Here is a 12,752-nt window from a genome sequence, read left to right on the forward strand (position 1 = left end):
CAAGCCTTAAAAAATTCATGCAGGTCGTAGGAGAGTCGAGATGACGAACGGGGAACAGGTCAGCATCGTGCTGATCGAAGACGACGACGGGCACGCCACGCTGGTCGAGCGTAACCTGCGGCGTTCGGGGATCTCGAACGGTTTTCTGCGCTTTCGCGACGGCCAGGAGGCGCTCGATTATTTTTTCGGCACCCCGGGCGATCACCCGGCTGCGCACGCGAACTGGCCGTCGCGCGACACACTCGGCAATTTTGTCGTGCTGCTCGACCTGCGTATGCCACGTGTGGACGGCTTCGAAGTGCTGCGGCGCCTGAAAGCGGAGTCCGCCACGGCGTCGGTGCCGGTGATCGTGCTCACGACCACCGACGACCCGCGCGAAATCGAACGCTGCTATGAGCTCGGTTGCAACGTGTACATCACGAAACCGGTCGAATATGACGCGTTCATCGAGGCCGTTCGCCGGCTCGGCTTCTTTCTCCAGGTCGTCAAGCTGCCGCCGGGACATCGCTTCGTTCAGCCCCGGCCGGGCGGCGCCCGATAACGCACTACGCATGCATCAAGCATGGATTCATCACGCATTGGCAATCGAATGGAACAACGGCGGCAAGAACGGCGGCAAACCGGACCCGTGCCCGAAGGGACGCTTCGCGCATGACTGAGGAACCCACGATGCTGGACGGCGCGCGCGTGCTCGTCGTCGACGACGACGAAGGCATCCTGCGCCTCGCACGCAAATCGCTGCTGCGCGCCGGGGCGCGCGTGGACACCTGCACAGGTGTCGGGGAGGCGCGCGCGCTGCTCGCCGTGCAAACGCCCGACGTGCTGGTGCTCGACTATCAGCTCGACGGCGCGGAAACGGGCCTTGACTTCTTCCGCCGTCTGCGTGCCGACGACGTGCGCGTGCCGGCCATTCTCGTGACCGGTTTCACCGACGAGTCCCGCGTGATCGCCGCGTTGCGCGCGGGCGTCTCGGACGTGGTGCCGAAATCGGGTGACTACCTCGACTATCTGCCTGAAGCCGTCGCGCGCGTGCTATCGCAGGTCGCGCTGCAGCGCGCCTCCGACGAAGCGCTGCTCCTGCGCGACCGCGAAGAGCACTATCGCACGCTCTCCGAAGCCTTGCCGCACCTCGTGCTCACCTGCGGCGCGGACGGCAATTGCGACTTCGTCTCGAAGCAGTGGCTCGACTACACGGGTCTCGACGCGGGCCAGTCACACGGTCTCGCTTGGCTCGACGCCGTGCATGCCGACGACCGCGAAGAGATTCGCCACACCTGGCTCAAGGCCGTGAGCAGCGGCGCCGCCGATTATCGCCACGAATTGCGGATTCGCCGCGACGATGGCGCTTATCGATGGTTCGATGTCCGAATCGTTCCGATGCGCGACCCGCGCGGCGGCGTGAACAAATGGTTCGGCAGTTGCACCGACATCGACGCACAGCGTGAAGCGACCCAGGAGCGCGAGCGCCTGCTCGCCTCGGAGCAGGCCGCGCGGCAGACCGCTGAAGAAGCCAACCGCGCGAAAGACCGCTTCCTCGCCATGCTTTCGCACGAGCTGCGCACGCCGCTCACGCCGGTGCTCGCGGGCACGCGTCTGCTGGAGCAGATCCCGGGCCTGCCCGATGCGGCGCGCGCGGGCGTGCTGATGATCCGCCGCAATATCGAGCTCGAGGCGCGTCTGATCGACGACCTGCTCGATCTCACGCGCGTGGCCAACGGCAAGCTGAGCCTTGCGCTGGAGACCGTCGATGTCCACGAGGTGATCGAGGCCGTGCTCGAGCTCTTCCATAGCGAAATCCAGATCAAACAGCAGGACGTCCACGTCGATCTGCGCGCGCAGCAGCATTACGTGCGCGGCGACCGTGCGCGCCTGCAGCAGATGCTCTGGAACCTCGTGCGCAACGCCGCGAAGTTCACGCCAGACGGGGGCCACATCTACGTGCGCACGCGCGACGAGCGCATGCAGGTAGAGATCGAGGTCGAGGATACGGGCATCGGCATTGCGCCCGAGCAAATCGGCAAGCTCTTTCATGCCTTCGAGCAGGGCAGCCACAATCTCACGCGCCAGTTCGGCGGACTCGGTCTAGGCCTTGCCGTGACGCGGGCGCTGACCGAGGCGCACGGCGGTAACGTGAGCGCGAAGAGCCCCGGCGCGCATTGTGGCGCGACCTTCACGATCGTGCTGCCGACTGCGGCGCGAGGCGAAGGGGCGGCCGCGACCGCCGAGCTGCGCGGGCGGCACCCGGTGGGCGCGATGAACATCCTGTTGATCGAAGATCACGAGGACACCGCCGAGGTCATGTCGCATCTGATGCGCGCGGGCGGCCACGAGGTGGCGGTGGCGGGCAGCGTGGCCGGCGCGCTCGCGCTCACGGCCAGCATGGCCTTTGACCTCGTGGTGAGCGATATCGGCCTGCCGGATGGCTCGGGCATCGACTTCATCCGGGCGTTTCGTGCGCAATCAACGGCGCCCGCTGTTGCGCTCACCGGCTTCGGCACCGACGACGACGTGCGACGCAGCGTGGAAGCGGGCTTTACCGCGCACCTCACGAAGCCCGTCAACTTCGAGCAGCTCGAACGGCTCATTGAAGAGGCCGCAGCGGCGCGCAGCGCGGCGGCCGAGTCCGATTCCGCCGCGCCTCGTCCCTGACGCTGTCTCGATCCGGGCACAAAAAAGCCCGCGCGACCTTGCGGCGGCGCGGGCTTTTGTCTGGGCGCTCGTGCGGGCTTAGCGCGGATTGTTCTGCAACGAATCGCGGATCTCGCGCAGCAGCAGCACGTCTTCCGGCGTGGGCGGCGGCTCGGCGGGCGCGGCGGCTTGCGGCTGGCGCAGCTTGTTGATGAACTTCACCATCAGAAAGATGATGAACGCGAGAATGACGAAGTTGATCACCGCGGTAATGAACGAGCCATAGCCGAACACGGCCACGCCCGCGGTCTGCAGATCCTTGTACGACTCGGGGTTGCCTTTGTAGCTGGCCGGAATATGGCCGAGCCGAACGAACATGTTCGAGAAGTCGAGGCCGCCCGTGATCACGCCGATGACCGGCATGATGAGGTCTTTCACGATCGAGTTGACAATGCTCGAGAACGCACCGCCGATGATCACACCGACGGCGAGATCCATCACGTTGCCTTTGACGGCGAATTCCTTGAACTCCTGGACGATGCTCATGAGCGGGCTCTCCCTGAATGGTGCAGCACGGGGCTGGGGTCAATACGGCGTATTGGCGCAATCATAGCGAACGCATCCGTATCGCGGTAGCAATTTGACATTCCCTGACCTTTTGACGGGGACCGGCGACGGAGTCCCGGCGAACGCATGCGGCGTGCCCACCGCGCGTGCGCTGAGTTAGCGCGCAAGCGAGATCTGCTGGTGAAAGGTCGCTGGATCGGTGTTGGTGCCACACAGCAGCACGCCGACGCGTTTGCCTTGCAGCGTGTCGCGCAGCGGCCCGAGCAAGCCCGCCGTGGCGGTGGCGCAAGCAGGCTCGACGGCGAGTTTGAGTTGCTCGAAGAGCACGCGCATCGCGCTGCGCAAGGCGTCGTCGGAGACCGTAACGACGCGCTCGAGATGACGGCGGCACAGCGTATAGCTGTATTGCTCCGCATGCGGCGCCATGAGCGAGTCGGCGATCGAGTGCATGTGGGTCAGGCGCACCGTATGGTTCGCGGCGAAGCTGCGCGCCATCACGTCCGCGCCCTCGGGCTCGACGCCATACACGTGCACGCGGGGATTCGCGAGCCGCAGCGCGGTGGCGACGCCCGCTGCGAGCCCGCCGCCGCCGATCGGCACGACGACCGCGTCGAGATCGGGCGCCTGGGTGGCCCATTCGTAGCCGAGCGTGGCCGTGCCGAGCACCGTGCGATAGCCGTTGAAGGGATGCACGAAATAGCGTCCCTCGTCGGTCTCGATACGGCGCACGATCTCGAACGCCTCGCTGCTGTTGCCCGCCACGACGATTTCTGCGCCAAAGCGCTTGCACTGCGCGACGCGTGCCGCGCTCGCGGAGCGAAAGAGCACGACCTTCGCGCTGATGCCAAGGCGCATCGCCGCGTACGCCACTGCAATTGCGTGATTGCCGCCCGAAACGCACGTGACGCCCGCGCTGCGTTGCGCGGCGTCGAGGGCGAGCAGATGCGTGAATGCGCCGCGCACCTTGAAGGTGCCGCTCGACTGCAGCAGCTCGAACTTGAAGTTCACGAGTGTCGCTTCGAGCGTGGACAGATCGTGGCGGTCGAACACCGGCGTGCGCAGCACCCACGGAGCGAGCGCGAAATGCTGCGAGGCGATCTCGTCGAGCGTGGGGATCGCCTCACCGTCGATCGTGTGACTGGTGGGCAGCGGCGCGGCGGTGGACATGATGGTGCGCGTCCGACGTGGTTACTGTGCCAGGGCTTCGACGGACATGCCGTGCACGAGCTTGCGCAGGAAACCTTCGCAGGCCGCGAGCTGTTCGAGCGAGACGTATTCGTTCGGCTTGTGCGCCTGCTGGATGTCGCCGGGGCCGCACACCACGCTCGGAATGCCCGCGCGTGCGAACAGGCCCGCCTCGGTGCCATAGGCCACCTTGCGTCGCGCCTGATCGGCAGTGAGCGCGCGCACGAGCTGCGTAATCGCGGCTTGCTCGGTGGCGTCGAGGCCGGGGGCGGCGGCGATCTTCGTGAACTCGATTGCGCCCACCGCGTGCTCGCGCTGCATCTTCGGCACCAGCGTTTCGCGTGCGTACTGCTCGATGCGCGCGAAGATCGTGTCGGGGTCGAGCGTCGGCAGATTGCGGAACTCGAACGCGAAGCGGCATTCGGCGGGCACCGTGTTGATCGCGTTGCCGCCTTCGATCGTGCTCGTCTGCGCGGTCGTGAACGGCACGTCGTAAAGCTCGTCGAACGGACCGTTCGCGCGGAACTCGTCGGCCATGTCGCGGATGTAGCAGATGAGGCGCGCCGCGTACTCGATCGCGTTCAGGCCGCGCGGCGTGAGCGACGAATGAGCGGCCTGCCCGCGCACGCAGCACTGGTACGCGTTGATGCCCTTGTGCGCGACGATGGGGCGCATGCTCGTGGGCTCGCCCACGATGCAGCCTTCAGGCTTCACACCGCGCTTCACGAGTTCTTCGATCATGAGCGGCGCGCCTACGCAGCCTACTTCCTCGTCGAACGAGAGCGCGAGGTGCAAGGGCTTGGCAAGCTTCGTCTGCTGGATCTCAGGCAGGAGCGTGAGCGCCGCGCCGATGAAACCCTTCATGTCGCAGGTGCCGCGGCCATAGAGCAGCCCGTCGCGAATCTCGGGCTTGAATGGGTCGCTGTCCCATTTCTGGCCGTCCACGGGCACCACGTCGGTGTGGCCGGAGAGCACGATGCCGCCGTTCGTTTCGCCGTTGTGCGCGGGGATCGTGGCGAACAGGTTGGCCCATTTGCCGTCGCGGCCATAGGTGAGCGTCGATTCGATGCCGCGCGCGCGCAGATCGTCGCGCACGGTCTCGATCAGGCCGAGATTCGGATGGCGGCTGACCGTATCCATCGAAACCAGACGGGTGACCCAGGCAAGCGAGGCGGGAAGGGAGGCGGAAGGCGTGGACGACTGCGCTGCTTCAGCGGCGAGGGACATGTTGGACTCCAGCTTGCTTGTATTCTTCATCTTACCCAAAAAGAATACGGCAAGCCAAAGCCGCGAGCCGTATGGCGTCCCACGCAGCGGGCGACTGCGCTGGGCATGGCGCGTTGCAGCATGACGTGAAAACGCCCGCGCAGAGGGCAATCCGCGCGGGCGTCCGAAGATGATGAAAAGGCGTTCAGCGCGATGCGCCAGCGCGATTGGGCGCACCGAGCGCGCGCAACGTTTCCTTCACGGTCGCAACACGTACCGCGAGATCGGGGCTGCGCGTTTCGATGCGCAGCTTGTCCTGCCCCGCGAGCTTGATGTGCTTGTGCTTCTGCACCATCTCGATGATGCGCATGGCGTCCACGGGCGGATTCGGCACGAACTGCAGGCCGATGACCGCTTCGCCCGCATCGATCTTCGTGATGCCGAGGGGCTTGGCCGCCAGACGCAGACGGTGCGTTTCGATCAGCGCATGCGCTTGCGCGGGCATCTTGCCGAACCGGTCGATCAGCTCTTCCTGAATGCCGTCGATCGAATCGTCGTGCTCGCAGTTCGCGAGCCGCTTGTAGAGCGACAGGCGCTCCTGCACGTCGCCGCAATAGTCGGCGGGCAGGATGGCGGGCGCGTGCAGGTTGATCTCGGTGGTCGCCGCGAGCGGCGCGTTGAGATCGGGCTCGCGGCCGTCTTTCAGCGCCTTCACGGCGTCGTTGAGCATGTCCGTATACAGCTGGAAGCCGATCTCCTGGATCTCGCCCGACTGCTTGTCGCCGAGCACCTCGCCCGTGCCACGAATCTCGAGGTCGTGCATCGCCAGATAGAAGCCCGAACCGAGTTCCTCCATCTGCTGAATGGCTTCGAGCCGGCGTTGCGCCTGCTTCGTGAGCCCTTGCGGATCGTGCACGAGCAAATACGCGTACGCCTGGTGGTGCGAACGCCCGACACGGCCGCGCAGCTGGTGCAGCTGCGCGAGGCCGAACTTGTCGGAACGGTGGATGAGGATCGTGTTCGCCGTCGGCACGTCGATGCCGGTCTCGATGATCGTCGTGCAGAGCAGCACGTTCGCGCGTTGCGCTACGAAATCGCGCATCACGGCTTCGAGTTCGCGCTCGTGCATCTGGCCGTGCGCCACGGCGATGCGCGCTTCCGGCACGAGCGCTTCGAGCATCGCACGGCGGTTCTCGATGGTCTCGACCTCGTTGTGAAGGAAGTACACCTGACCGCCGCGCTTGAGTTCGCGCAGCATGGCCTCGCGAATCACGCTGTCTTCTTCGCGGCGCACGAACGTCTTGATGGCGAGGCGCTTTTGCGGCGCGGTCGCGATCACGGAGAAGTCGCGCAGGCCTTCGAGCGCCATGCCGAGCGTACGCGGAATCGGCGTGGCGGTGAGCGTGAGCACGTCGACTTCCGCGCGCAGCGCCTTGAGCGCCTCCTTCTGACGCACGCCGAAACGGTGTTCCTCGTCGATGATCACGAGCCCGAGGCGCTTGAACTGTACATCGGACGAAAGCAGCTTGTGCGTGCCGATCACGATATCGACGCTGCCGTCGTTGATCTGCTGGATCGAGCCGCTCACTTCCTTGGCGGACTTGAAGCGCGACAGCTCGGCGATGCGCACGGGCCAGTCGGCGAAGCGGTCCGTGAAGGTCTGCGTGTGCTGCTCGGCGAGCAGCGTGGTGGGCGAGAGGATTGCCACCTGCTTGCCGCCCATCACGGCGATGAACGCCGCGCGCAATGCCACTTCCGTTTTGCCGAAGCCCACGTCGCCGCAGACGAGGCGGTCCATCGGCTTGCCGCTCGTCATGTCGCCGATGACCGCGGCGATCGCGGCGGCCTGGTCCGGCGTTTCCTCGAAACCGAAACTCTCCGCGAACTTGACATAGTCTCGCGGCTCGAGCGCGAACGCGTGGCCCTCGCGCGCGGCGCGGCGTGCGTAGAGGTTCAAAAGCTCGGCGGCCGTGTCGCGGATCTGCTGCGCGGCCTTGCGGCGCGCCTTTTCCCACTGGCCCGAACCGAGCGCATGCAGCGGCGCGCTATCGGGATCGGCGCCGCTGTAGCGCGAAATCACATGCAGTTGCGATACCGGCACGTAGAGCTTGCTGCCGTTCGCATATTCGAGGTGCAGGAACTCGGTGTCGCCTTCGCCGAGGTCCATCGTCACCAGACCGTGATAACGGCCGATGCCATGCTGCGCATGGACCACCGGATCGCCCACTTTCAGCTCGGAAAGGTCGCGCACCATCGAATCGACGTTGCTCGCCTGTTCCTGGCGACGGCGCCCGGCGCGGCGCGCGAGCGGGCCGTAAAGCTCGGTCTCGGTGATGACCGCGAGTTCCTCGCCCGGCAGCGAGAAGCCCGTGGAGAGGGGCGCGACGCCCATCGTGAAACGCTCGTCGCCGGTGAGCCAGTCCTCGAAGCTGTCCGCGCCCGCGGGGCGCAGATGGTTGTCGGCGAGCAACTGCGCGATGGTTTCGCGCCGGCCCGCCGATTCCACCGCGAACAGCACGCGGTTCTTCGTCGTTTCGAGGTACGTGCGCAGCGACGCGAGCGGGTCGTCGGCGTGGCGGTCGATCGCGAGGTTCGGCAGCGCCGTGGCCCAGCCGCCCGCGCTCGTGGCGGGCAGCACGAGACGTGCGAACGGCTTCGCGAACGTAAAGAAGTCCTCGTCGGTCAGGAAGAGTCGCTGCGGCTCCAGGATCGGCCGCTCGCGGTCATGCGAGAGGAAGTTGTGGCGCTGCTTCGTGTCGTTCGTGAAGCGGCGGATCGAGGCGTCGAGGTCGCCCGAGAACACCAGCTGCGCGTTTTCCGGCAGGTAGTGGAAGAGCGTGGCCGTTTCTTCGAAAAAGAGCGGCAGGTAGTATTCGATGCCCGCTGACGGCACGCCGTTGCCCATGTCCTTGTAGATCGTCGCGCGGCTCGGGTCGCCCTCGAACACCTCGCGCCAGCGGCTGCGAAACGCCGTGCGCGCGGCTTCGTCGAACGGGAATTCGCGGCCGGGCAGCAGGCGCACGTCCTTCACGGGATAGAGGCTGCGCTGGCTGTCCGGATCGAACGCGCGGATCGAGTCGACCTGGTCGTCGAAGAGGTCGATGCGGTAGGGCAGCGGCGAGCCCATCGGAAAGAGGTCGATGAGCGAGCCGCGCACGCAATATTCGCCCGGGCGCACCACCTGGCTCACGTGCTCGTAGCCCGCGAGCGTGAGCTGCGACTTGAGCTTCGCTTCGTCGAGGCGTTCGCCCTGCGAGAACGAGAACGTATACGCCGCGAGGAACGAGGCGGGCGGCATGCGGTAGAGCGCCGTGGTGGCCGGCACGATGAGAATGTCGCAGCGGCCTTCGCCGAGATCGTGCAGCGTCGCGAGGCGCTCGGAAACGAGGTCCTGATGCGGCGAGAACGTGTCGTACGGCAGCGTTTCCCAGTCGGGCAACAGGCGCACGCGCGCCTCGGGCGCGAAGAACGGAATCTCCTGGGCGAGGCGCTGCGCGTCCACGGCGCTCGCGCAGATCACGGCCAGCAGCGGCGCACGGGCGGCGCTGGCGCGCGCGGCCTCGCGGTAGCGGGCGATCAGGAGCGCGTCGGACGAGCCGTGCGTGCCGTCGAACGCGTAGCGCTGCCCCGGCTTGACGACGGCAACGGGGGACGGGGATTGCGAGGAAGCGGCGATATCGGACATGGGCAACAGGGTGGCCGACGTTTGTGTCGGCGCTTGTGTCGGTATGGTGGCCAGTTCAGTTCGGGCACGGTGCAACACCGGGATATGGGGGCCGGTTTGCGGTCTTCAAGTGAATTCGGCGCGCTTTTCCTTACGTTGCGCGGGCATTCCAGGGCCGTTTTGCGGGCGTCCGGCGTGCGGGTAAGGGACCTATTATAAAATCCGTCCTTTAATTTGACTCATGCGGCTCGCGACACCGTGACTTCACGCCTCTTTGCCCTGATTCCGTGCGCCGGTACCGGCAGCCGGTCGGGCTCGGCCATGCCGAAACAATATCGAATCGTTGCCGGACGCGACCTCCTGCACTATACGCTTGCCGCTTTTGACGCCTGCAACGAATTCTCGCAGACGCTCGTGGTGATTTCTCCCGACGATAACCACTTCGACGCCCGGCGCTTCGGCGGCCTGCGCTTTGCCGTGCGCCGCTGCGGCGGCGCCTCGCGCCAGGCTACGGTCTATAACGGCCTCGCCGCGCTCGCCGAATTCGGCGCAACCGACGACGACTGGGTGCTCGTGCACGACGCCGCGCGTCCCGGCATCACGCCGGCGCTGATCCGCGCGCTCGTCGAGTCGCTCAAGGACGACCCCGTGGGCGGCATCATGGCGCTGCCGGTGGCCGACACGCTCAAGCGCGTCGCGCCGAAGGACCCCGCGGCGCCCGGCGCGCATATCGCGCGCACCGAATCGCGCGACGGCCTCTGGCAGGCCCAGACCCCGCAGATGTTCCGCATCGGCATGCTGCGCACGGCCATCGAGCGCGCGCAGCAGGACGGCCACGATCTCACTGACGAAGCGAGCGCGATCGAGTGGCTCGGCCACGCGCCGCGACTCGTGCAGGGCAGCCTGCGCAACTTCAAGGTGACGTACCCCGAAGATTTCGCGCTCGCCGAAGCGATCCTCAGCCGGCCCGCGGAGTAAGCGCGCCGCAATCCCTTTACCCGGAACCCCAAACATGGACATCAGAATCGGACAAGGCTACGACGTGCACGCGCTGGTGCCGGGCCGCCCGCTCGTGCTCGGCGGCGTGACGATCCCCTACGATCGCGGCCTGCTCGGCCACTCGGACGCCGACGTGCTGCTGCACGCCATCACCGACGCGCTGTTCGGCGCCGCCGCGCTCGGCGACATCGGCCGCCATTTCCCCGATACCGACAAGCAGTTCTACGGCGCGAACAGCCGCGTGCTGCTGCGCGAATGTCTGCGCCGCGTGCAGGAGGCGGGCTTCACCCTCATGAACGTCGATACCACGGTGATCGCACAGGCGCCCAAGCTCGCGCCGCACATCGAATCGATGCGCAAGACGATCGCCGAAGACCTGAACCTGCCGGTCGAGCGCGTCAACGTGAAAGCGAAGACGAATGAAAAGCTCGGCTATCTCGGCCGCAGCGAAGGGATCGAAGCGCAGGCGGCGGTATTGCTGCAGCGCGCATGAGCGGTTATTCAACCGTCATTTTGAAGGGTTGAACGGCGCGAGCAGGACCCGTGCCTGCTCCGCACCTGACGGCGATGATTGCAGCTGCAATCATCGCCGTTGCTTTTCTTGCCGATTAATTTCCGTTTTTTTCGTCCCATACTGAACCGGTATCCGGAAGTGGGGAGGACGATGGCGGGAGTTGAAAGACGCGTGAAAGGCCTCGATGGCCTGCGGGCGCTGGCAGTGGTGCTCGTGTTCCTCTCGCACAAGGCCCACGTCGACGCGGTCGATGCGGGCAAGATCGGCGTCTGGCTGTTCTTTCTGATCAGCGGCTATCTGATCATCGGTGAGTTGCATCGCAATCGGGTCCGCATCGAGCAGCACGGCGCGCGCACGGCCGCGCTGCTGTACGTCTTTTTCATGAAGCGCACGCTGCGCATTTTTCCCGTGTATTACCTGCTGCTCGTGGCGCTCACCATCGCGCATGCGAGCTTCTATCAGCGCGATGTCGATCTCGGGCTAGCATGGCATTTCGTATTCCTCTCCAATTACTGGATCGGCGTGGTGCACGACGGTTGGCCCGGCACCGTGTCGCATTTCTGGAGCCTCGCGGTCGAGCAGCAGTTCTATCTCGTCGCGCCGTTTGCGCTGCTGTTCGTGCGCGCGTCGCGCCATCTCGCGCTCTGCGCGGTGGTCATCGCGGCGGCGGCGTGCGCGCATCTCGCGCTCTACGAAGCAGGGGCGATCGCGCCGCTCATCTACGCATTCTCGCCGTGGAATTTCGCCATGCTTGCGCTCGGTGGCGCACTGGCGATCGGCGGCGCGCGCGTGCCATTACGCCCGGGGGTGTTGAGCGCGTTGTGGTTCGTCGGGGCGTGTGCGGCGGTTGCCGGCTTCGCGCTGGCGCGCGCCGATTGTGCTGACTGCGCCGAAGGCGTGACGAGCGTGACGATGCTGCCGGGCTGCTTCGACATCGGGCTCGCGCTCTCGCTCGGCGCGCTGTTCCTGTGGCTCGTGCGCCGACAGGACAGCGTACTGGTCGCAGCGCTGGAACTGCGGCCGCTCGCATATCTCGGCACGATCAGCTACGGCTTCTATCTGTTTCACAACCTCGTGCCGGCGCGCCTTGGCATGGCGCCGGGGCTCTATGCGAGGCTCCATGTGCCCGATATTGCACAGCCGGCCCTCGCGCTCGTTTTGCAGTTCGCGCTGGCCGTGTTGCTCGCCCATCTGTCGTGGCAGGTGCTGGAAAAGCGCGTGCTCGAGTGGAAGCGGCCGCTCGAAACGGCCATACGCAACCGCCTGCCCACCCGCACCGCCGCGAGCCAGACGTGATGCGCCACGGCGCGAGGCCTAGAGCGTTCCGCCGCCGACTTCGCGCCCGTCCGGACACAGCTCGCCGGTCTGCAACCCATCGAGGACGCGCAGCACTTCTTCGGCGCTGCGCCCGACGTTCAGGTTGTTCACCGTGACATGCTGGATCGTGTTGTCGGGATCGACGATGAACGTCGCGCGCAGCGCCACGCCCGCTTCCTTGTCGCGTATGCCGAGCTGATCGATGAGTTCGCCCTTCACGTCGCCGAACGAATAGTGATTGAGGCGATCGAGCGTCTTGTCCTCGCGTCGCCAGGCGAGCTTCACATATTCGTTATCGCAGCTGCCGCCCATCACGACCGTTTCGCGGTCATCGAATTCCTTGATGAGCCGTGCGAACGCGACGATCTCGGTGGGGCAAACGAGCGTGAAATCCTTGGGGTAGAAGTAGATGACCTTCCACTTGTTGGCGAAGGTCTGCTCGGTGATCTCGGTGAACGCCGACTCGCCGTTTTCTTCGGGATGGTTGAAGCCGGGCTTCGCGGCCGTGACGGTAAAGGCTTCGAGTTTGTCGCCGACGGTTTTCATGGCGGAGGTCCTCAGACGAGAGACGGGCCGGGCGGCCCGCTTTGACGCCACGCGCTGCGTGGCGTGCCCAGGAAAACGATTGTCGCAGGTGCGGGCGGCGCGTGGTGCGGCGGTGCGCCGCCGCCG

Annotated in this window: 10 protein-coding genes; 5 read left to right on the forward strand and 5 right to left on the reverse strand. The window is 65.9% G+C overall.

The annotated features are described in order from the left end of the window. Window positions 1-40: 40 nt before the first annotated feature. Window positions 41-541: a response regulator gene (locus ACOJB8_RS30190; RefSeq protein ID WP_342945710.1), complete on the forward strand. Its 501-nt coding sequence runs from the start codon at window positions 41-43 to the stop codon at window positions 539-541. Window positions 542-651: 110 nt separating this feature from the next. Further along, on the forward strand, window positions 652-2,649 hold the full coding sequence (locus ACOJB8_RS30195) for a hybrid sensor histidine kinase/response regulator (protein ID WP_475015907.1): 1,998 nt from the start codon (window positions 652-654) through the stop codon (window positions 2,647-2,649). A gap of 78 nt (window positions 2,650-2,727) precedes the next feature. Here the strand turns inward: ACOJB8_RS30195 and mscL are convergent, their stop codons facing one another. The 4 genes from mscL to mfd all read right to left on the reverse strand — a co-directional run bounded on the left by mscL (window position 2,728) and on the right by mfd (window position 9,271). Next, window positions 2,728-3,174: a large conductance mechanosensitive channel protein MscL gene (gene mscL / locus ACOJB8_RS30200; RefSeq protein ID WP_069268109.1), complete on the reverse strand. Its 447-nt coding sequence runs from the start codon at window positions 3,172-3,174 to the stop codon at window positions 2,728-2,730. A 177-nt stretch (window positions 3,175-3,351) separates the two neighbouring features. Next, complete coding sequence (locus ACOJB8_RS30205; RefSeq protein ID WP_069268108.1) at window positions 3,352-4,362, reverse strand: threonine/serine dehydratase; 1,011 nt, start codon at window positions 4,360-4,362, stop codon at window positions 3,352-3,354. Between the two features lie 21 nt (window positions 4,363-4,383). Beyond that, on the reverse strand, window positions 4,384-5,607 hold the full coding sequence (gene argE / locus ACOJB8_RS30210; protein ID WP_069268132.1) for an acetylornithine deacetylase: 1,224 nt from the start codon (window positions 5,605-5,607) through the stop codon (window positions 4,384-4,386). 184 nt (window positions 5,608-5,791) lie between these two features. Then, window positions 5,792-9,271: a transcription-repair coupling factor gene (mfd, locus tag ACOJB8_RS30215; RefSeq protein ID WP_342945713.1), complete on the reverse strand. Its 3,480-nt coding sequence runs from the start codon at window positions 9,269-9,271 to the stop codon at window positions 5,792-5,794. A 237-nt stretch (window positions 9,272-9,508) separates the two neighbouring features. Between mfd and ispD the strand changes: the two genes are divergently transcribed. From ispD to ACOJB8_RS30230, 3 genes are all read left to right on the forward strand, one after another. Further along, a complete protein-coding gene (gene ispD / locus ACOJB8_RS30220; protein WP_069268106.1) occupies window positions 9,509-10,228 on the forward strand; it encodes a 2-C-methyl-D-erythritol 4-phosphate cytidylyltransferase in 720 nt (239 codons plus the stop codon). Between the two features lie 34 nt (window positions 10,229-10,262). Next, the gene (gene ispF / locus ACOJB8_RS30225; RefSeq protein ID WP_028213079.1) at window positions 10,263-10,742 is read left to right on the forward strand and encodes a 2-C-methyl-D-erythritol 2,4-cyclodiphosphate synthase; all 480 of its coding nucleotides are present in this window, start codon (window positions 10,263-10,265) and stop codon (window positions 10,740-10,742) included. 171 nt (window positions 10,743-10,913) lie between these two features. Then, entirely contained in the window at window positions 10,914-12,059 is a 1,146-nt protein-coding gene (locus ACOJB8_RS30230; protein ID WP_475015911.1) for an acyltransferase family protein, read from the forward strand. An 18-nt stretch (window positions 12,060-12,077) separates the two neighbouring features. Here ACOJB8_RS30230 and ACOJB8_RS30235 read toward each other — a convergent pair whose 3' ends face one another. Further along, window positions 12,078-12,626 carry a peroxiredoxin gene (locus ACOJB8_RS30235; protein WP_069268103.1) on the reverse strand — a complete coding sequence of 183 codons (549 nt, stop codon included), beginning with the start codon at window positions 12,624-12,626 and terminating at the stop codon, window positions 12,078-12,080. Window positions 12,627-12,752: the final 126 nt, after the last annotated feature.

The organism is Paraburkholderia sp. BR10141, from assembly GCF_056155635.1.

Coding starts and splice junctions, on each gene's coding strand:
- ACOJB8_RS30230 (WP_475015911.1), top strand. CDS start 10,914: ATGGCGGGAGTTGAAAGACGCGTGAAAGGCCTCGATGGCCTGCGGGCG.
- argE (WP_069268132.1), bottom strand. CDS start 5,607: ATGTCCCTCGCCGCTGAAGCAGCGCAGTCGTCCACGCCTTCCGCCTCC.
- ACOJB8_RS30205 (WP_069268108.1), bottom strand. CDS start 4,362: ATGTCCACCGCCGCGCCGCTGCCCACCAGTCACACGATCGACGGTGAG.
- ACOJB8_RS30190 (WP_342945710.1), top strand. CDS start 41: ATGACGAACGGGGAACAGGTCAGCATCGTGCTGATCGAAGACGACGAC.
- ACOJB8_RS30195 (WP_475015907.1), top strand. CDS start 652: ATGACTGAGGAACCCACGATGCTGGACGGCGCGCGCGTGCTCGTCGTC.
- mscL (WP_069268109.1), bottom strand. CDS start 3,174: ATGAGCATCGTCCAGGAGTTCAAGGAATTCGCCGTCAAAGGCAACGTG.
- ispF (WP_028213079.1), top strand. CDS start 10,263: ATGGACATCAGAATCGGACAAGGCTACGACGTGCACGCGCTGGTGCCG.
- ACOJB8_RS30235 (WP_069268103.1), bottom strand. CDS start 12,626: ATGAAAACCGTCGGCGACAAACTCGAAGCCTTTACCGTCACGGCCGCG.
- mfd (WP_342945713.1), bottom strand. CDS start 9,271: ATGTCCGATATCGCCGCTTCCTCGCAATCCCCGTCCCCCGTTGCCGTC.